At 73.3% G+C, this 19,848-nt stretch carries 16 protein-coding genes; 5 read left to right on the top strand and 11 right to left on the bottom strand.

Features of this window, described 5'->3' with window-relative positions; translation table 11 throughout:
• Positions 1-72: 72 nt before the first annotated feature.
• The gene (locus SCATT_RS22870; RefSeq protein ID WP_014145543.1) at positions 73-723 is read right to left on the bottom strand and encodes a LuxR C-terminal-related transcriptional regulator; all 651 of its coding nucleotides are present in this window, start codon (positions 721-723) and stop codon (positions 73-75) included.
• Between the two features lie 166 nt (positions 724-889).
• Here SCATT_RS22870 and SCATT_RS22865 point away from each other — a divergent pair, with 166 nt between their 5' ends.
• Entirely contained in the window at positions 890-4,096 is a 3,207-nt protein-coding gene (locus tag SCATT_RS22865; protein ID WP_014145542.1) for a cytochrome P450, read from the top strand.
• A 78-nt stretch (positions 4,097-4,174) separates the two neighbouring features.
• Here the strand turns inward: SCATT_RS22865 and ggt are convergent, their stop codons facing one another.
• Together ggt and SCATT_RS22855 are read right to left on the bottom strand one after the other, a co-directional pair.
• Positions 4,175-5,977: a gamma-glutamyltransferase gene (gene ggt / locus SCATT_RS22860; protein WP_014145541.1), complete on the bottom strand. Its 1,803-nt coding sequence runs from the start codon at positions 5,975-5,977 to the stop codon at positions 4,175-4,177.
• A gap of 119 nt (positions 5,978-6,096) precedes the next feature.
• Positions 6,097-6,891 (bottom strand): ZIP family metal transporter, encoded by a 795-nt coding sequence (locus SCATT_RS22855; RefSeq protein WP_014145540.1) that lies wholly within the window; start codon positions 6,889-6,891, stop codon positions 6,097-6,099.
• Between the two features lie 316 nt (positions 6,892-7,207).
• On the opposite strand from SCATT_RS22855, the gene SCATT_RS22850 reads away from it, so the two are divergent.
• The gene (locus SCATT_RS22850) at positions 7,208-8,854 is read left to right on the top strand and encodes a CocE/NonD family hydrolase (RefSeq protein ID WP_014145539.1); all 1,647 of its coding nucleotides are present in this window, start codon (positions 7,208-7,210) and stop codon (positions 8,852-8,854) included.
• Between the two features lie 62 nt (positions 8,855-8,916).
• Here SCATT_RS22850 and SCATT_RS22845 read toward each other — a convergent pair whose 3' ends face one another.
• Positions 8,917-9,186 (bottom strand): TfoX/Sxy family DNA transformation protein, encoded by a 270-nt coding sequence (locus tag SCATT_RS22845; protein WP_014145538.1) that lies wholly within the window; start codon positions 9,184-9,186, stop codon positions 8,917-8,919.
• Between the two features lie 193 nt (positions 9,187-9,379).
• Between SCATT_RS22845 and SCATT_RS22840 the strand changes: the two genes are divergently transcribed.
• Positions 9,380-11,113: a peptide-N4-asparagine amidase gene (locus SCATT_RS22840; RefSeq protein WP_014145537.1), complete on the top strand. Its 1,734-nt coding sequence runs from the start codon at positions 9,380-9,382 to the stop codon at positions 11,111-11,113.
• A 61-nt stretch (positions 11,114-11,174) separates the two neighbouring features.
• Here the strand turns inward: SCATT_RS22840 and SCATT_RS22835 are convergent, their stop codons facing one another.
• The 7 genes from SCATT_RS22835 to SCATT_RS22805 form a co-directional block, all read right to left on the bottom strand.
• The gene (locus SCATT_RS22835; RefSeq protein ID WP_014145536.1) at positions 11,175-11,618 is read right to left on the bottom strand and encodes a DUF6278 family protein; all 444 of its coding nucleotides are present in this window, start codon (positions 11,616-11,618) and stop codon (positions 11,175-11,177) included.
• A gap of 49 nt (positions 11,619-11,667) precedes the next feature.
• The gene (locus SCATT_RS22830) at positions 11,668-12,024 is read right to left on the bottom strand and encodes a cupin domain-containing protein (protein WP_014145535.1); all 357 of its coding nucleotides are present in this window, start codon (positions 12,022-12,024) and stop codon (positions 11,668-11,670) included.
• Between the two features lie 103 nt (positions 12,025-12,127).
• The gene (locus SCATT_RS22825) at positions 12,128-12,910 is read right to left on the bottom strand and encodes an exodeoxyribonuclease III (protein WP_041825186.1); all 783 of its coding nucleotides are present in this window, start codon (positions 12,908-12,910) and stop codon (positions 12,128-12,130) included.
• A 53-nt stretch (positions 12,911-12,963) separates the two neighbouring features.
• Positions 12,964-13,611 (bottom strand): MBL fold metallo-hydrolase, encoded by a 648-nt coding sequence (locus SCATT_RS22820; RefSeq protein WP_014145533.1) that lies wholly within the window; start codon positions 13,609-13,611, stop codon positions 12,964-12,966.
• Between the two features lie 127 nt (positions 13,612-13,738).
• Complete coding sequence (gene pcaDC / locus SCATT_RS22815; protein WP_014145532.1) at positions 13,739-15,151, bottom strand: bifunctional 3-oxoadipate enol-lactonase/4-carboxymuconolactone decarboxylase PcaDC; 1,413 nt, start codon at positions 15,149-15,151, stop codon at positions 13,739-13,741.
• Between the two features lie 840 nt (positions 15,152-15,991).
• Entirely contained in the window at positions 15,992-16,120 is a 129-nt protein-coding gene (locus SCATT_RS40395; RefSeq protein ID WP_014628542.1) for a hypothetical protein, read from the bottom strand.
• Positions 16,117-17,256, bottom strand: a complete 1,140-nt coding sequence (locus SCATT_RS22805) for a PucR family transcriptional regulator (RefSeq protein ID WP_014145529.1) — start codon at positions 17,254-17,256, stop codon at positions 16,117-16,119. Before SCATT_RS22805 ends, SCATT_RS40395 begins: the two co-directional genes overlap by 4 nt.
• A gap of 87 nt (positions 17,257-17,343) precedes the next feature.
• Here SCATT_RS22805 and SCATT_RS22800 point away from each other — a divergent pair, with 87 nt between their 5' ends.
• A complete protein-coding gene (locus tag SCATT_RS22800; RefSeq protein ID WP_014145528.1) occupies positions 17,344-18,399 on the top strand; it encodes a ferredoxin reductase in 1,056 nt (351 codons plus the stop codon).
• Between the two features lie 7 nt (positions 18,400-18,406).
• The gene (locus SCATT_RS22795) at positions 18,407-19,525 is read left to right on the top strand and encodes a fatty acid desaturase family protein (protein ID WP_014145527.1); all 1,119 of its coding nucleotides are present in this window, start codon (positions 18,407-18,409) and stop codon (positions 19,523-19,525) included.
• The last annotated feature ends 323 nt before the right edge of the window (positions 19,526-19,848 follow it).

Genomic DNA, 19,848 nt, shown 5'->3' with positions numbered 1-19,848 from the left:
GGACACGGGCGCTCCTTCGCGGCGGGACCCAGGCCGGACGAGTCGTCGCGTCCGGACAAGACCCGGCGGCGATCACCCGCCCCTGGCCGGCTCCGGTGGCCAGGCGTGCGGGTCGAGCACCCCGAGCACGTAGGCCCGGGCCACCAGCGCGGCCCGGTTGGGGGCGCCGAGGCGGCGGCAGAGCCGGGACAGGTGGTAGCTGACCCCGTCCACGGTGAGGTCGAGGGCGCGGGCGATCGCGGCGTTGGTGGCGCCGGCCGCGGCGAGGGCCAGCACCTGGCCCTCGCGTACGCCGAGGGTCACCCCGGCCGGGCGGGCGGGCGGCGCCGGCGCGGCGGCCTCCTCCTCGCGCAGGGTGACCAGCAGCGCCGGGGGTTCGTCGGGTTCGTCGCCGACCGGGTCGACGGTGACCACGGCGTCACGCGGCGCCTGCCCGGCGTCCCGCAGCGTCACCGGCAGCAGGTAGCGGGAGCGGCGGCCGTGCCGCAACGCCTCGTAGATGCGCAGCAGTTGGTCCTTGTCGCGCGGGTCGAACAGGTCCAGCAGGTCCCGGCCGCGCAGCTGGCCGGGGCGCTGCCGCCACAGTCCGGCGAAGGCCGGGTTGACCATCAGCACCACGCCCGCGGTGTCGGCGATGGCGATCGGCATCGGGGCCCGGTCCAGCAGCATGATGAACCGGTTGCGCCACACCACCGCCTCGTGTCCCGGGTGGCCGCCAGGCACACCGGCGCCGTCCTGTCCAGCGTCGAAGGAGACGTGCGCACTACACGATCGGGCAGCGCCCGGTCCTGCGGCGGCCCCGGGCGGGGTCATCGTGGAAGGGAGATCTGGAAGCCGTCCGGCGCGCCGGTCAACCATCGGCACGCCGTTCCCGGGAGAGGCCCTCACGATGAGTCCTACGCCGCACAGCGCGTCCGGCACCACCGGCGCGGCAGCCGCCACCCCGGGCGCCGCGTCCCCGGCGCCCCCCGTCCCCGTGGCCGACATCAGCGACACCGGCTTCGGCACCACCCCGATCCAGCAGGCGATGGCGCTCGCCCGCGAGCACGGACCGGTCTTCCGGCGCCGGTTCGGCACCTTCGAGTCGCTGCTGGTGGGCTCGGTGGACGCGGTGACCGAGCTGTGCGACGACGAGCGGTTCGTCAAGGCGGTCGGCCCGGTGCTGACCAACGTCCGCCAGATAGCCGGCGACGGCCTGTTCACCGCCTACAACGACGAGCCCAACTGGGCCAAGGCGCACGACATCCTGCTGCCGGCCTTCGCGCTCAGTTCGATGCACACCTACCACCCCACGATGCTAAGGGTCGCCAAGCGGCTGATCGCCGCCTGGGACACCGCGCTGGCCGACGGCGCCCCGGTCGACGTGGCCGACGACATGACCAGGATGACCCTGGACACCATCGGGCTGGCCGGCTTCGGGTACGACTTCGGCTCGTTCCGGCGCGGCGAGCCGCACCCGTTCGTCGCCGCCATGGTGCGCGGGCTGCTGCACAGCCAGGCGCTGCTGAGCCGCAAGGCCGACGACGGGGTCGACCACAGCGCGGCCGACGAGGCGTTCCGGGCCGACAACGCCTATCTGGCCCAGGTGGTCGACGAGGTGATCGAGGCCCGGCGGGCGAGCGGTGAGACCGGCACCGACGACCTGCTCGGGCTGATGCTGGGCGCCCCGCACCCGTCCGACGGCACCCCGCTGGACGCGGCCAACATCCGCAACCAGGTGATCACCTTCCTGATCGCCGGCCACGAGACCACCTCCGGGGCGCTGTCGTTCGCCCTGTACTACCTGGCCAAGAACCCGGCCGTGCTGCGACGCGCCCAGGCGGAGGTGGACGCGCTGTGGGGCGACGACCCGGATCCGGAGCCGGACTACACCGACGTGGGCCGGCTGACCTACGTGCGGCAGGTGCTCAACGAGGCGCTGCGGCTGTGGCCGACGGCGGCTGCCTTCGGGCGCCAGGCGGTCACCGACACCGTGCTGGACGGCCGGGTGCCGATGCGCGCCGGGGACACCGCGCTGGTGCTCACCCCGGTGCTCCACCGCGACCCGGTGTGGGGCGACAACGTGGAGGCGTTCGACCCCGAGCGCTTCAGCCCGGAGCGGGAGGCGGCCCGTCCGGTGCACGCCTTCAAGCCGTTCGGCACCGGTGAACGCGCCTGCATCGGGCGGCAGTTCGCGCTGCACGAGGCGGTGATGCTGCTGGGCATGCTGATCCACCGCTACCGCTTCCTGGACCACGCCGACTACCGGTTGCGGGTGCGCGAGACGCTCACCCTCAAGCCGGACGGGTTCACCTTGAAGCTGGCCCGGCGCACCTCGGCGGACCGGGTGCGTACGGTGGCCTCGCGGGCCGCCGAGGGCACCGCCGGGCAGGACGCCGGGCTGCCCACCACGGCCCGGCCGGGCACCACGCTGACCGTGCTGCACGGCTCCAACCTGGGCGCCTGCCGGGAGTTCGCCGCCGGGCTGGCCGACCTGGGCGAGCGGTGCGGCTTCGAGACCACGGTGGCGCCGCTGGACGCCTACCGCGCCGGTGACCTGCCGCGCACCTCGCCGGTGGTCGTGGTGGCCGCCTCCTACAACGGGCGACCCACCGACGACGCGGCCGGTTTCGTCTCCTGGCTGGAGCAGGCCGGGCCGGGCGCCGCGGACGGGGTGCGGTACGCGGTGCTGGGCGTCGGCGACCGCAACTGGGCGGCCACCTACCAGAAGGTGCCCACCCTCATCGACGAGCGGCTCGCCGAGTGCGGCGCGACCCGGCTGCTGGAGCGGGCCGCCGCCGACGCCGCCGGTGACCTGGCCGGCACGGTACGCGGCTTCGGCGAGGCGCTGCGGCGCGCGCTGCTGGCCGAGTACGGCGACCCGGACAGTGTCGGCGCGGTGGCCGGCGCCGAGGACGGTTACGAGGTCACCGAGGTGACCGGCGGCCCGCTGGACGCGCTCGCCGCCCGCCACGAGGTGGTGGCGATGACGGTGACCGAGACCGGCGACCTGGCCGACCTCACGCACCCGCTGGGCCGCTCCAAGCGGTTCGTCCGGCTGGCGCTGCCGGACGGTGCCACCTACCGCACCGGTGACCACCTGGCCGTACTGCCGGCCAACGACCCGGCGCTGGTCGAACGCGCCGCGCGGCTGCTCGGCGCCGACCCGGACACCGTGCTCGGCGTGCGGGCCCGGCGCCCCGGACGCGGGACGCTGCCGGTGGACCGTCCGGTGACGGTACGCGAACTGCTCACGTACCACCTGGAGTTGTCGGACCCGGCGACCGCGGCGCAGATCGCGGTGCTGGCCGACCGCAACCCGTGCCCGCCGGAGCAGGCGGAGCTGAAGAAGCTGGCCCCGGGGCGGGCGAGCGTGCTGGACCTGGTGGAGCGGTACCCGGCGCTGACCGGGCGGCTGGACTGGCCGACCGTGCTGGGCACGCTGCTGCCGCAGATCCGGATCCGCCACTACTCCGTCTCCTCCTCCCCCGCCGTCTCCCCCGGCCACGTCGACCTGATGGTCTCGCTGCTGGAGGCGGACGGGCGGCGCGGCACCGGCTCGGGCCATCTGCACCGGGTGCGCCCGGGTGACGTGGTGTACGCGCGGGTGGCGCCGTGCCGGGAGGCGTTCCGGATCGCCGCCGGTGACGAGGTGCCGGTGGTGATGGTGGCGGCCGGTACCGGGCTGGCGCCGTTCCGGGGCGCGGTCGCCGACCGGGTGGCGCTGCGGTCGGCGGGCCGGGAACTCGCCCCGGCGCTGCTGTACTTCGGCTGCGACCACCCCGAGGTGGACTTCCTGCACGCGGCCGAGTTGCGCGGCGCCGAGGCCGCCGGGGCGGTGTCGCTGCGTCCGGCGTTCTCCGCGGCCCCCGACGGTGACGTGCGCTTCGTGCAGCACCGCATCGCCGCCGAGGCCGACGAGGTGTGGTCGCTGCTGAAGGGCGGCGCCCGGGTCTACGTGTGCGGGGACGGCTCGCGGATGGCGCCCGGGGTGCGCGAGGCGTTCACCGCGCTGTACGCGTCCCGTACCGGCGCCACCGCCGAGCAGGCCGCCGGGTGGCTGGCCGACCTGGTGGCGCGGGGGCGTTACGTGGAGGACGTGTACGCCGCCGGGTGACGCCGGGCGGACGACGGCGGGGCCGCCGGGAGGTGTTCCCGGCGGCCCCGCCGTGTCGGGCCGGCGCGGTCGGCCGGGTCAGGGGCGGCCCGCCGGGCGCACCACCATCGCCGAGCCGCCGCCGCGGCGTACCGGTTCCGCGGCGGCCAGCCAGCGGCCGTCGGGCAGGCGCTGCACACCGGTGGCGGCGCCGATCTCCGGGTTGAGGGTGAAGTGGTGGCCGATGGCCTCCAGCCGGGCGCGCAACGGGCTGTCGTACAGCCCCGGTTCGAGTTCGGTGGCGGTGGCGTTGCGCTGGCTGGCCCGGGGCGCGGCGATCGCCGCCTCCAGGCTCAGGCCGCGGTCGATGTGGCCGAGGAGCACCTGGAGGGTGGTGGTGATGATGGTGGCGCCGCCGGGCGAGCCGGTGGCGAAGTCGGGCCGCCCGTTCCGCAGCACGATGGTGGGCGACATCGACGAGCGCGGGCGCTTGCCGGGGCCGGGCAGGTTGGGGTCGGGCAGCGCCGGGTTGGCCGGGGCGAAGTCGAAGTCGGTCAGCTCGTTGTTGAGCAGGAAGCCGCGGCCGGGCACCACGATGCCGCTGCCGCCGGTCTGCTCGATGGTCAGGGTGTAGGCGACGACGTTCCCCCACCGGTCGGCGACGGTCAGGTGGGTGGTGTTCTGGCCCTCGTAGGTGGTGGGGGCGGCGGTGCCGCCGTGGGCGCAGCCGTTGGCCGGGTGGCGCGGGTCACCCGGCGGCAGCGGGCTGGTGAGCACCGCGTCGTCCTTGATCAGGCAGGCCCGGGAGGCGGCGAAGCGCGGGGAGAGCAGCCCCTTGGTGGGGACGTTCTCGAACGCCGGGTCGCCGACCCAGCGGCCCCGGTCGGCGAAGGCGATCCGGCTGGCCTCGATGAAGTGGTGCAGGTACTGGGTCTGGTCGAGCTTGCCGAGGTCGGTGTGGGACAGGATGTTCAGCGCCTCGCCGACGGTGGTGCCGCCGGAGGAGGAGGGCGCCATGCCGTACAGGTCCCGGCCGCGGTAGCTGACGTGGGTGGGCGCCTGGAACTTCGCGCGGTAGCCGGTCAGGTCGGCGGGGCGCAGGTCGCCGCGGCGCACGGTGCGGGTGGCGGTCGGGGAGACCGGGGGTTTGCGGACGGTCCTGACGATGTCGGCGCCGATGTCGCCGTGGTAGACGGCGCCGATGCCGCGGGCGGCGAGTTCCCGGTAGGTGCGGGCCAGGTCCGGGTTGCGCAGCGTGGAGCCGACGGCGGGTGCCTTGCCGCCGGGCAGGAAGAGCTTGGCGGTGGCCGGGAAGTCGGCGAAGCGCTGCTGGTTGGCCGCGGTCTGGTCGTGGAAGGTCTGGTCGACGGTGAAGCCGTGTTCGGCGATGCGCTCGGCGGGGACGAGGGTCTGCGCGAGGCTGCGGGTGCCCCAGGCGTCGAGCGCGGCCTGCCAGGTGGCCGGGGTGCCGGGGGTGCCCACGGAGAGCCCGGAGGTGACCGCCTGGTCGAACGGGATCGGCTTGCCGTGCTCCAGGAAGAGCCCGGAGGTGGCCGACTTCGGGGCGGTCTCGCGGCCGTCGATGGTGGAGACCCGGTGGGTGCGGGCGTTGTAGTAGACGAAGTACCCGCCGCCGCCGACGCCGGAGGAGTACGGCTCGGTGACGCCGAGCGCGGCGGCGGTGGCCACGGCGGCGTCCACCGCGTTGCCGCCGTGGCGCAGCACCTCGATGCCGGCCGCCGAGGCGTCGGCGTCGACGCTGGCGACGGCGCCGCCGTAGCCGACGGCGACCGGGGTCTTGGCGGGCGCCGCGGGGACGGCCGGGGCGGCGGTGGCACGGGCGGGGGCCTGGGTGACGGCGAACGTGGCCACCAGGGCGGCGGTGGCCCCGACGGCCGCCATACGGCGGGGTGTTGACGGTGCCGAGGGACGGACCATGGATACCTCCAAGCGGACGGCAGGCCCGGGAGCCTACCGGCGCGGACCGGGTCGTGACAGGTCGTCCAGGTGCTGGACGCCACTCATCCCTGGGCGAGGCCGATCACCAGCCACATGAAGCCGCAACCGGCCACCGTGCACAGCAGCGTGGACAGCGACGGGTGCGGGGAGTGCGCCTCGGGGAGGATGTCGGAGGTGGCCAGGTAGAGCAGGAAGCCGCCGAAGAACCCGAGGTAGAGCCCGAGCACCGGGGCCGGGATGGTGAACCCCAGGGTGATCGCGGCCCCGGCGACCGGGGCGAGCGCGTCGCAGCCGAGCAGCGCCAGCGCCCGGCGCCGGGCGTTCCCGTACAGCCGGGTGATGGTGTACGTGTTGAAGCCGTCGGCGAAGTCGTGGGCGACCACGGCGACGGCGACCACCACGCCGACCGAGCGGCCGGCCTGGAAGGCGGCGCCGATGGCGAAGCCGTCCAGCGTGCTGTGGCCGATCAGGGCGGCGGCTGCGGCCAGGCCCACCCCGCGCGGCGGCTGCGCTCCGTCCGGCGGTGACGGGCCGCCGTCGCCCGGCCCGGCGCCGGGTCCGTGGTGGTGGACGTGGAGCGCGTACTCGCCCTCGTGGGCCCGGTGGACGGCGACCGAACGCTCGACCACGTGGATGACGAGGAATCCGGCCACGAAGGTGAGCAGCGCCGCGGGCACCCCGAAGACCGGCCGGTGCTGGGCCTGGAGCGCCTCGGGCAGCAGGTCGAAGCCGACCACCCCGAGCATCAGCCCGGCGGCCAGGCCCAGCACCAGGTGACGGCGGTCGCCGATGCGGTGGGCCACCAAGCCGCCGAGCAGCGTGGTGAGGAAGGCGCCCACCGCGATCAGTACCGCCATCCGCCGCCACCTCCCCTGCGCCGCCTCGCCCTCGCGTCCATGGTCGCCGCGGGTCGCCCGCCGCCGCGCCCGCTGGTGCGCCGTACGGGCGGGCCCGGCGGGCGGCGCGGACGGCTCCGCGGACGCCAGGCGTGCGGGTACCCGGGCGCCCGGCGGACTACCGGCGATCAATTGTTACCGGCACGTGACACGTCCACGTATTACCGCGAGTAACGCCGTTTGGTTACTCTCCAGTCACTTACGGGCCGCCCGCCGCCACGTCCCGCAGGCACCCCCACACCGCCTGCCGGACCTCTTCGCCCCGAAGGAGCCGTACGTGACGTTCCCCCGCGCACTGAGGCGGCGCACCGCCGCCCTCGCCGTGTCCGTCGCCCTGGCCGCCACGGCGGGGGTGGGCGCCGCCCCCGCCGCGACCGCGGCCCCGGCCGCCCCGGCGACCCCGGCCACCGCGGCGGTGCCCGGCTTCCGCTTCACCGACATCCCCGGCTCGGGCGGCATCACGCTCAAGGCCAACGTGCTCACCCCGGCCGGAGCCGACGGCACCCACCGCTACCCGGCGGTGATCCTGCCCAGCAGCTGGGCCCTGAACGACCTGGAGTACCTGGCCCAGGCCGAGCGGCTCGCCGACTCCGGCTACGTGGTGGTCAGTTACACCTCCCGCGGCTTCTGGCTCTCCGGCGGGAGGATCGAGGTGGGCGGGGCGCCGGACGTGGCCGACGTCTCCAAGGTGGTCGACTGGACGCTGGCCCACACCCCCGCCGACCCGGCCCACATCGGCATGGCCGGGGTCTCCTACGGCGCAGGGCTGTCGCTGCTCGGCGCCGCGCACGACAAGCGGATCAAGGCGGTGGTGGCCCTCAGCGGCTGGGCCGACCTGGTGGGCTCGATCTACAGCGGACGCACCCAACACCTCCAGGCCGCCGCCGTCCTCGGCGCCTCCGGCTACCTCACCGGCCGCCCCGGCGACCAGCTCCAGCGCACCCTCGCCGACTTCCTCGCCTCCCGCTACGACAAGGAGGCCGACATGATCACCTGGGGCAAGGAGCGCTCCCCGGCCACCTACGTGTCACAGCTCAACGCCAACGGCACCGCCGTGATGCTCGGCAACGCCTGGGGCGACAGCCTGTTCAACCCCAACCAACTCGCCGACTTCTACGAGAGGTTGCGCACCCCCAAGCGCCTCGAACTGCGCCCCGGCGACCACGCCACCGCCGAGGCCACCGGGCTGTTCGGGCTGCCCAACGACGCCTGGACCGACGCCCGGCGCTGGCTCGACCACTACCTCAAGGGCGCCGACAACGGCGTCGACCGCGAGGCCCCGGTGCGGCTGGAGTCCCGTACCGGCGGCGGCTACGAGGGGTATCCGAGCTGGTCGGCGGTGGCTTCCCGGACCGAGCGGCTGGCGCTGGGGGCGCGGAACGCGCTGGGCACCGGAGCGCTCGGCGGCGGCGCCGCGCCCGGCTGGTCCACCACGATAGGGACCGCCTTCGACTCCGGCGCCGACGGCGGCATCGTCTTCCTGTCCCAACTCGCCGACCAGTTGGCCAAGGTGCCGCCGATGGCCTCGATACCGCTGCTGCCGCGCCAGGTGGCCGCGGTGTGGCAGTCGGCGCCGTCCGCCACGGCCCGGCGCATCCGCGGCACCGTCCATCTGCACACCACGCTGACCTCCACCGCCGACCGGTCCACCGTGGTGGCCTACCTGTACGACGTGGACGCGCTCGGCGTCGGCAGGCTGGTCACGCACGCCCCGCGGACGTACGTCGGACAGCCCGCGGGGCGGCCCGTCACCGTCGACCTGGACCTGTTCTCCACCGCGTACGACGTGCCGGCCGGTCACCGGCTGGCGCTGGTGGTGGACACCGCCGACCCGCTGTACATCACGCACAACCCGGCCGGGTCGCGCCTGACCTTCTCCTCGCCGGCCGGTGACCCGTCCTGGCTGTCGGTGCCGACGCGCTGACCACGACCGGGCCCCGGTCACCACCGGGGCCCGGCCCGGACCGCCCGCCGGCGGACCGCCGCTCAACCGCCGTGCGCGGCCTCGTCGAAGACCCGGGAGGCGAGCGAGGCCCGTTCCTCCCGGGGGATCGAGGTCCAGCGGGTGCCCCGGATGGCGCCTTCCAGGGCGAAGAGGGTGTGCCCGCTGGCGTCGGCGGGGAGTTCGGCTCGGATCTTGGCGAAGGCAGCCGCCGCGCCGAGGCGGCGCAGCTCCGCCGCGTCGCGCACGCCGGCGTCGCGCAGGCGGTCGGCGAGGATGGCGCCGATGTTGGGGAGCTTTTCCAGGGATTCCATGTTGTGTCTCCCGGTCGGTCTGCGGTGGGCGATGTCCGCTTTGCCCCATAATGCCCGCCCAATCGCCGGAACCAGCGCACGCCGGGCCGAACCAACCCCCGGTCGCCACGGGGTTGTCGCCACGCCGCGATTGCGGAAGCGTACCGGCGACGGTGATCAGGAGAGGTCACGGGCGATCAGAAAGGGTGCGCGGATGAGACGTTACGGACACGTGCGCAGGGCGTGGCGCGGGGCGCTCCTCGCCGGGGCCGCCGTGCTGCTGGCCGGTGCGGTCACCCCGCCCGCCTGGGGCGGGCAGACCCCGCGCACCGGCTCCAACCCGGCCGTGGACTACCAGGATCCGGTCTCCGCCGCGCCCGCCGTCGACCGGCCGGACACCCGCCACTGCACGGTGACCGTGATGGAGCACGACTTCGGCGACACCCTGGGCGGCCCGCCGTTCGCCACCACGGTCACCCCGCCGCCCGGTTGCGCCGGCCAGCGGTGGAACAAGGTCGTCATGGACTGGTCGGGGAGCGTCAAGGGGCGCCAGTACGACCGGCTGGCCGGGGTCTGGCTGGGCGGCGCCGAGATATTCCGCACCAGCACCCCGGAGCCGGACGAGGACGGGATCTCCTGGCACGTCGACAAGGACATCACCGAGTTCACCCCGCTGCTGACCACCGCCCAGCCGCTCCAGGTCGAGCTGGGCAACGTCGTCAACGCCACCTACACCGGCGTCTACCACATGCGGCTCACCTTCACCTACTACCTGGCCGACGCCCGCCACCCGGCCGTCCGCACCGCCGACCGGGTCGTCCCGGTGGCCCGCGCCGAGCCCGGCGCCGCGCCCTGGTTCGAACTGGCCAAGGGCGCCTCCGCGACCACCTCGGTGACCTTCCCGCGCAACCTGACCCGGGCCCGGCTGGAGCTGTACGCCCGCGGCGGCGGCTGCGACGAGCAGTGGTTCACCGCCGTCCCGGACGACCTGGCGGCCACCGCGCCCGACCTGCTGTGCGGCGGCGGCCCCTACCGGGAGGTGCAGGTGCTGGTGGACGGCCGCCCGGCGGGGCTGGCCCAGCCCTACCCGGTGGTCTACTCCGGCGGCATCGTGCCCACCCTGTGGCGTCCGGTGGCCGCCGTCGACCAGTTCCGCACCCTCGCCTACGACCTGGAGCTGACACCGTTCGCCGGTGAACTCACCGACGGCCGACCGCACACCCTGACCATCACCCCGTACGGCTCCAACGACACCTGGACCGTGGGCGGTTCACTCTTCCTCGACACCGACCACCGGCGCGCCCGCACCGGCGGCCGGGTGGTCACCGACACCCTCACCACCCGCCCCGCGGTCTCCACCACCGAGACCAAGGGCGCCGACGGCCACACCGACGTACGGGTGGCCACCGACCGCCGGTGGACGGTCCGCGGCTACCTCGACACCTCCGCCGGCCGCGTCACCACCACCGTCGAGCAGCACCTGGACTACACCAACACCGACGCGGTCTCCGCCGACGGCCGCCACCAGGTGACGCACCAGCGCGACACCGGCGCCACCACCGTCACCACCACGCGCGCCGGCCACCGCCCGCGCACCGCGACCCACCGGTGGGCCTACCCGATCGACGTCGACAGCGACGTCGCCTCACTCGTCGACAACGACGACTACCGGCTCCAGGCCACCGTGACGCAGGGCCGCCGACTGCTGGACACCACCGACTCCGGCTCCGGCCCGCGCCTGACCGCCCTCACCGACGACCACCTGCACGCCACCGGCGTACTCGCCCGCGCCCACGGCGCCGTCCTCACCGCCGACGGCACCTCGGCCGAGGACTACCTGGGCACCACGGACGACGGCGCCTGCTACCAGCGCTCCCTGCGCGCCGCACACGGCTGGCTGGTCTCCGACACCGCCGCCCGCTGCCCCGGCTCCGCCGTCCCGCGGTAGAGCGCCACCTCGCCGGCCCGTGGGCCGCCGTCCGCCCCGGAGCGCCCCGGGGCGGACGGCGTCAGTGGCCCTCGGCGGCCTCGGCGTGGAGTTGGGCCAGTTCCGGGGTGCCGCTGCCGGCCCAGCCGTGGCCGGCTTCGACCACGTCGATCTCGCGGCCGGAGGAGAGGCGGACGACCGGACGGCCGCCGGGGCACAGGTGCCAGGCGGCGCCGGGGACGGTGCGGACGATCACGGTGCCGAGGTAGAGCCCGGCGTCGTTGCCGAGCCAGGTCAGGTTGTCCGGGTCGTCCCGCCAGCGCGGCGGAAGCTGGTCGAGGGCGGCCAGCGAGGCGGGGGTGTCGTCGAGCCGGACCCCGGCGGCCCCGGCCTGGGCGCGCAGCAGCTCGCACTCGGCGAGCAGCGCCGCCATGCCCCGCGGGTCCGCCCCGGCCGCCTCCGGCACGGTCACCGTGCCCCGTCCGCCGTGCCGTGCGCGCCATCTGCCGAACAGCGAGATCCCCATGGCGCCAAGCCTGGCACCGTCCGGGGCGGTTGTCGCCGGACCCGGCCGGTCACAGCCGCACGCTGTACGCCTTGCGCAGCGTCTCGTGCACCGTCCACGTGGTGCGGTCGCCCTCGCGCAGCACGCACAGGTCGCCCGGGCCGACCTCGAGCACCGGGCCGCCGGCCACCTCGATGGTGGCCCGGCCGCTGAGCACCACGAACATCTCGTCGGCCTCGGTGTCGGTGACCACGCCGGGGGTGATCTGCCAGACGCCGTAGGCCCGGGTGCCGTCGGCGGACTCGGCGACCACCGTGCCGGTCACCCGCGGGGTGCCGGAGACGATCTGCGCCGGGTCGAGCGGCTCGGGTTCGAGTTCGGCGTCGGAGACGCGCAGGGCGAGGGCGGACAGGTGGTTGACGGTCATGACCGCCGAGCGTAGGGGCGGGCGCCGCCCGGCGGGGGCGACACCGTGCGAGGCGTTGGCCGCCGCGGGCTACAGGGCGTAAAACGGGACGTAAAACGGGGCCTCACACGTCCAGGTCGACCACCACCGGGGCGTGGTCGGAGGCGCCCTTGCCCTTGCGCTGCTCGCGGTCGACGTAGGCGTCGGAGACGGCCTTGCCGAACGGGGCGTTGCCGTAGACCAGGTCGATGCGCATGCCGCGGTTCTTGGGGAAGCACAGCTCGCGGTAGTCCCAGTAGGTGAAGGGCTGGTCGTACTTGAGCGGGCGCGGGACGACGTCGGTCAGGCCGGCCTCGCGCAGCTCGGCGAGGGCGGCGCGCTCGGCGGGGGTGACGTGGGTGAGCCCCTCGAAGCGGGCCGGGTCCCACACGTCGTTGTCGGTGGGGGCGATGTTGTAGTCGCCGAGGACGGCGAACGGGCGCTCGCCGACCGCGTCCTCGGTGACCGCCGCGCGCAGCGCCGCCAGCCAGCGCAGCTTGTAGGCGTAGTGGTCGTGACCGATCTCACGGCCGTTGGGTACGTAGACCGACCAGACCCGCACCGGGCCGCAGGTGGCGGCGACCGCCCTGGTCTGCGGCTCGTCGTCCGGGAAGCCGGGCTCGCCGGGGAGCCCGGCCACCACGTCGGAAAGGCCCACCCTGGAGACGACCGCCACCCCGTTCCACCGGCCGTCGGCGTGCACCGCCGCCTCGTACCCCAGCTCACGCAGCGGCTCGTGCGGGAAGGCGTCGGCGGCCACCTTGAGCTCCTGGAGGCAGAGCACGTCGGTGCCGGTGCTCTCCAGCCAGGCCAGCAGGCGCGGCAGGCGGGCGGTGACGGAGTTGACGTTCCAGGTCGCGATGCGCAGTGCCATGCCAGGAACAGTACCGGGCGGCACCGACAACGCGGGGCGGGCCGAGGTCAGCCCAGCGTGACGCTCTCCCCCGGGGCGAGCCGGGCGTAGACGGCCTCGCCGATGCCGGGTCCGTCGGGGCCGAGGTTGCGGCCGTAGACGGCGAGCCCGGTCTCGTTGAGCAGGCCGTCGTGGACGGCGTACGCGCGCCGCGGGGCCACCTCGCGGACGTAGTCGGCGACCTCGGAGAACTTGTTCCACGGGGCGTGCACCGGCAGCAGCAGGGTGTCCACCGGCTTGTCCGGCACGGTGAGGGCGTCGCCGGGGTGGAACAGGGCGCCGTCCACCAGGAAGCCGATGTTGGTGACGCGCGGCAGGTCGGGGTGGATGACGGCGTGCAGCTCGCCGTGGACCTCCACGGAGAAGCCGGCCACGGTGAAGGTGTCGCCGTGGCCGACCACGTGGACCCGGCCGGGGAAGGCGGCGGAGATCTGGTCGGCGACGCTGCGCAGCGTCCACACCGCGGCGGCGGGGTTGGCGTCGAGGGCGGCGCGCAGCCGTTCCTCGTTGAAGTGGTCGAGGTGTTCGTGGGTGACGAGCACCGCGTCGGCGCCGGCCGCCGCGTTCTCCTCGCTGAACGTGCCCGGGTCGACGACCAGCACCTTGCCGTCCTTCTCCAGCCGGACGCAGGCGTGCCCCTTCTTTGTCAGATTCATCGTCGGGTTCACTCTCGCCTCTCGCCTCGTCTCCGCGACGTCCTCGCGCAACGGTCGTGCGCATCATGTCACCGGGCGGCCCGCCCGCGGGGGTGCGGCGGGCCGCCGTGTCCGGGCGCGGCCCCGGTCAGCCGGGCAGCCGGGTCTCCTCCTCGATCACCCGCCGGGCGACCGCGAAGGCGGCGCGGGCCGCCGGGATGCCGCAGTAGACCGCGACGTGCAGCAGCACCTCCTTGATCTCGCCCGGGGTCAGCCCGTTGCGCAGCGCGGCCCGGGTGTGGACGGCGAGGTCCTCCAGGTGACCGCGGGCGGCCAGGGCGCTGAGCGTGACGCCGGAGCGCGTCTTGCGGTCGAGCCCGGGGCGGGCCCACACCGTCCCCCAGGCATAGCGGGTGGTGAACTCCTCGAATTCCTCGGTAAATTCGTCGGCCTCGGCGTCGGAACGGTCCACGTGGGCGTCGCCGAGCACCTCGCGGCGCATCCGGGTGCCCGCCTCCAGCGGGTCGGGGCGCGCGGCGGGCGACGGCTCGGGCTCGACGGCGGCGGGGGCGGGGCCGGCCGGCGGCTCGGGGGCGACGGGAGTGGCGACAGGAGCGGCGGCGGGCGCGGGCTCCGGCCCGGCGGACGGCGGCGGGACCACCGGATCGGCGGCGGGCGGCGCGACGGGCGCGGGGGGAGCCACCGGGGCCGGCGGCACCGTACGGATCCCGGAGAGCGTGGCCGGGCCGGCGAGGGTGGGTACCACCGGGGCCACCGTCGGCTGCGCGAAGTGACGCGTCATCAGATCGGTGACGGCACGCGGCTGTTCGATGGGCACCAGGTGCGCCGCCCCGGGCACCACCGCGAGCCGGCCGTCCGGGATGCCGGCGACCAGCACCCGGGCGTCGGCCGGGGGCGCCGCCGGGTCCTCGGCACCGGCCACCACCAGCGTGGGCACCGTGATCGCGCCGAGCCGGCCGCGTACGTCGAAGGAGGCCATCGCCTCGCAGGCGGCCACGTAGCACTCCGGCTCGGTGGCCCGCACCATCTGCACCGCCCAGTCCACGATGGACGCCTGGGCGGCCCGGAACACCGGGGTGAACCAGAAGTCCGGGGTCACCTGGGCGAGCTGCCCGAGCCCGGTGGAACGCGCCACCACCGCGCGCTGCCGCCAGGCGTCCGGCGTCTCGAACCGCGCCGAGGCGGACACCAGGGCGAGCGAGGCGACTCTCCCGGGGTGACGCAACGCCAGGTCGATGCCGACCGCGCCGCCCAGCGAACAGCCCGCGTAGCCGAACCGCTCGACGCCCAGCGAGTCGAGGGTGGCCAGGAGCCGGTCGGCGATCCCGGTCACCGACGCCGCCGGCTCGACGGGCGCTCCCCCGTGCCCCGGCAGGTCGTAACGGAGGACACGCCACACGGACGTCAGCTCGGGTATCTGCCGGTCCCACATGTGCCACGTGGTACCCAGTGAGGGACCCAGGACCAGGACGGGGGCGTCTTCCGGCCCGTCGAGGCGGTACTGCAGGGTGTTTTTCGGTGTCTCGCTCACGCCCTGCACGCTCTCACATCTCACAAATTCTCACATGCTCGGGTGGATCGCCGTGCAGGCCGCCCAGGTCGCGGCAGCTCCGCGGAGATCCTCCACATCCGGCTTCACGTACCACGCCGGATGTGGTCCGGTACGCTGTTGTTGGCCAGGTACGTGAAGCACGACGAACGAGCGTCGTACAGCCGGACGCGACGGAGGCCGAGGACCTCCATGAGCCGGTACGCGCGCCGGCGGAGCTGCTGGATCGTGAAGGCTTCACCGGTCTCGTGCACCAGGACGTAGGCATACCGGGTCAGGCACCTCGAAGCCCAAGAAGCGGCATGGCGTCACGCCACCCGACTGACCGAATACGTGAGCGCGGTACGCACACGAGTCGAGGCCATGCCGCCGGGGCACACCAAAACCGAGGCCGAAGCATGGATCAGCTGGGCAGCAGCCACCGTGGAGCGCCTCGACCCGCTGAACACACCGCCCCGGCTGCCCGACATTCCCAAGCCACAAGCCGACGAGCTGAAACCCCTCCTCGGGCACTGGAGCCCTTACGGTCCCACCTGCTGAACGCGCGCACCGCACATTGTGCGCCCACAACCGCAGTTCAGGAGCTCTTCGCCACCGGTTCAATCGCGGCACACCGACCTGGTGGGTCATCGGATCAGGGAGTCAAATGGCCGTCACGGCCGACAGTCCACCCTTTCAACCCGGTCGCTCCAGCCTTCGCCAACACCACGCTCGACGCGACCGGCGTCCTCCTCGGCCAACTCCCGCTAAGTCGCGACCCGGTGTGACTGGTCGTGCGAGACGCGGGCCTGACGGATCGCAGGTGGGCGACTCGTGGTAAAACGCTCCCTGTCAGCCGACCTGCTGCACCTTGGTCGCGTTGCTCACCCGAACCGTCCCGGCTGCAAGGACGTCCAGGTAGACACCGAGCACGATGCCGGGATCCGCCGGGAGTTCGTGGACGGTCGAAGTACGCGTCAACTGGCCCGAAGACCGACCGCCAGCGTCAGTTCAAGGACCCTGTGTGGCGATGCGAGATCCGGGAACAGCTCCCGCAGCTGCGACATCCGGTACCGGACTGTCTGGGGATGGACGAACAACGCCGCCGCCACCTCGTCCCGCCTGCCCTGGTGCAGCAGCCACGCCCGCAACGTCTCCTCCAACCGCCGTGCGGTCGCGACAGGCAAGGTCCGCAACGGTGCGAGGGCTCGGGCACGCAGGTCTGCGAACGCGTCCGCGTCTGCGCTCAGCACCAGCTCGGGCAGGTGGTCCTCGGTGTCGCGAATATCGGAGGAGAGGGAGCGCGCGCGTACGGCTCGTGCGTACGAGGCCGACGCACGCGTCCATGGCCGGGCCGGGCCGACCACGGCGGTGCGGTCGGTCAGCCGCCGCAAGAGATGTGACCGGTCGGCATCGGGGACGAGCAACACACCGGTGGCGTCCGGCAGATCGTCCAGGACGAGGGTGCTCGGGTCGAGCGCGCGGTAGGCAGGCCGGGCCTGGGCGGCGGGCAGCAGGACCGCCGTCAGCGAATCCGGAGGCTGCCACCCGGCCCGTTGAGCAGAGGCAAGCAGCACGTCCGGGCTCACGCCGGCGAGGATTTCGCGGGCCAGGTGTTCCAGGCGGCGCTCGTGGGCCCTGCCCCGGGCGGCCAGTTCGTCGGCGTGGCCCGCGGCGCTCGCGGCGGAGAGCTCGTCGATGTAGGCGAAGGTCAGCTCGGCGAACTTGGCGACCTCGGCGGCGGGCAGACCTGCGGGCACGGCACCCGCGGCCAGGCATCGCCAGGCCACGCGGGCGCCGACGCGGTAGGCGCTGAGCAGGGCGTCCATCGAACGGCCGTCGCGGACCTCGCCGCGGCCCAGCTCGTAGGCCGCGTCACCGGCGTCGCCGCCTGTTGCGTTCCCGCTCGCGAGGTCCAGGTAGTGCCCCAGCGCGGTGCGGACGGCTCGGCGGATGGTGCCGCCCATGCTGCCCGAAAGGGCGTTGGCGTAGGAAGGGACCTCGTCGATGATCGCCTGGACGACTTCGTCGGCGGTGGTCTTCAGCGCGGCCCGAAGTGCGGTGACCGTCGTCTCATCCAGGGCCAGTTCGCTGGCCCTCTGGGTTACACGACTCACGCTTTTATTCCCTGCGAACAATTCGACCGACCAGATTCACGTCCTGCGGTCAGGACTCTACGCCTTGAGACGCAGCAAGCTGGAGTCATGATGAGTACTGCCCTCCGCAGCAGGGCGTGGAAACTGCTGGAGATGGTCACGACGCCGCTGCTGCCGTCGGACTACCTCGACCTGGTCAGCCCGCTGCGTGCGGGCGCCGACCTGCGGGGGCGCATCGAGGCCGTGCACCCCGAGACGGATGACGCCGCGACCATTGTGATCAGGCCGGGACGGGGCTGGCGCGGCCACACAGCCGGTCAGTACGTGCGGATCGGGGTCGACGTCGACGGGGTGCGCCTGTGGCGTGCCTACTCCATCACCTCGCCGACAAACCGCCAGGACGGCCGCGTCACGATCACCGTGAAGGCGATCCCGGACGGCAAGGTCAGCAACCACCTGGTCCGCAGGGCGACACCGGGCACGCTGATCCAACTCGACCAGCCGACCGGCGACTTCGTGCTGCCGCAGGCCAAGCCCGCCAAGGTGCTCTACCTGACGGCCGGAAGCGGCATCACGCCCGTCATGGGCATGCTGCGCGACATCGAGTTCGACGACGTCGTCATGGTCCACTGCGCGCCTCGGTCGCAGGACGTGATCTTCCGCAACGAACTGCACGATCTGGTCGCGGACAAGAAGCTGCGGCTCATCGAGGTGCACACCGACACAGACGGCATGCTCGACATCTCCCGTCTCGACGAACTCGTGCCCGACTGGGCCGAGCGCGAGACCTGGGCTTGCGGGCCCGCGGGCCTGCTCGACGCCGCCGAAGAGCACTGGAGCGGGCACGGCGTACCGGAGCGCCTGCACACCGAACGCTTCCGCCCCAGCATCGTCGTCGCCGGCGACGGCGGCGAGGTCACGTTCAGCGCCACCGGCAAGACCGTCGACGCGGACGGCGCCACGCCGTTGCTGGACATCGGCGAGGAGGCCGGCGTGCTCATGCCCTCCGGGTGCCGCATGGGCATCTGCTTCGGCTGCGTCACACCGCTCAAGGCGGGTGCCGTCCGCGACCTGCGCACCGGCGAGATCACCGAGGCCGAGCCGGGCGTCCTCATTCAGACCTGCGTGTCCGCCGCGGCGGGCCCCTGCGACATCGAACGGTAGGAGCACCTTGACCGCCATCGACCCCACCGCCCACTTGACCGCGGAGCAGATCGAGGAGCTTGGCCGCGAGCTGGACGCGATCCGCGACGAGGTGATCGCCGGCCGCGGCGAGAAGGACGCCGCCTACATCCGTAAGGTCATCTCGGCGCAGCGCAAGCTCGAGCTGGTCAGCAGGGGCGTGCTGCTGTTCTCGATCTTCCCGCCCGCGTGGCTGATCGGCACCGCCGGGCTGTCCGTGGCGAAGATCATGGACAACATGGAGATCGGCCACAACGTCCTGCACGGCCAGTGGGACTGGATGCGGGACCCGAAGATCCACTCCACCACCTGGGAGTGGGATCATGTCTCACCGTCCGAGCAGTGGAAGCACTCGCACAACGAGCTGCATCACACGTACACCAACGTGATCGGCAAGGACAACGATCTCGGCTACGGCATCATGCGCGTCGACGAGGACCAGAAGTGGCACCCGTTCCACCTCGGCCAGCCGCTGTGGAACTTCATCAACGCCTGCTTCTTCGAGTACGGCATCGCAGCGTACGACCTGGAGCTCGGCAAGAACCTGCACAAGCACCGCCGCAAGAACCCGGAGTTCCGCGCACGGGCCAAGGCCGTGGGCCGCAAGATCCGCAAGCAGGTGCTCAAGGACTACGTGCTCCACCCGATGCTGTCGGGCCCGTCGTGCCTCACCACGCTCGCCGCCACGTTCACCGCGAACCTGGTCCGCAACATCTGGTCCCACTCGGTGATCATGTGCGGGCACTTCCCCGAGGGCGTACAGGTCTTCGAGCGCCGGTCGATCAAGGACGAGACGCGCGGCCAGTGGTACCTGCGCCAGATGATGGGCTCGGCGAACATCAGCGGCAGCAGGGCCATGCACTTCATGACCGGCAACCTGTCGCACCAGATCGAGCACCACCTGTTCCCGGACCTGCCGAGCAACCGGTACGCCGAGGTTGCGGTGAAGGTGCGCGCGCTGTTCGAGAAATACGAGCTGGAGTACGTCACCGGGCCGCTGCCCAAGCAGGTGTTCTCCGCGTGGCGCAAGGTCTTCCGGCTCTCGCTGCCGAACAAGAAGCCCGAGGTCAAGACGCCGGACCGTGAGCAGGAGCTCGTCGCCGCCTGAGATTGTTACAACCGCCTGGCTCACGAACCCGAGGTCAGGCGCCCTTGTCCGCAGGCTCCAGAATCGCCACGCACTCCACGTGATGCGTCATCGGAAACAGGTCACAAGGTATACGGACGGGAGAATGTGCAGGTCACATAGCGTTTTCCTGCCTTGGGCACGGGCTGTGAGGCGGCCTGAGCGTCGAATGAGCGTCATGACTGAGGGACTTTCTCTCCTCCTCCGGCCGGTACACCAGGCTGTGCGCGCTTCTGTTCCCTGTGGCCGTCATGTTGCTGCTCGTGCGGCAGGCCAACTGCTGGAGCGGCTGCGGGATGCCCGGC

This window comes from Streptantibioticus cattleyicolor NRRL 8057 = DSM 46488 (genome assembly GCF_000240165.1).
Lineage (GTDB): Bacteria > Actinomycetota > Actinomycetes > Streptomycetales > Streptomycetaceae > Streptantibioticus > Streptantibioticus cattleyicolor.
The sequence above is the reverse complement of the archived record's forward strand: the minus strand, read 5'-3'. Positions and strand labels throughout refer to the sequence as shown.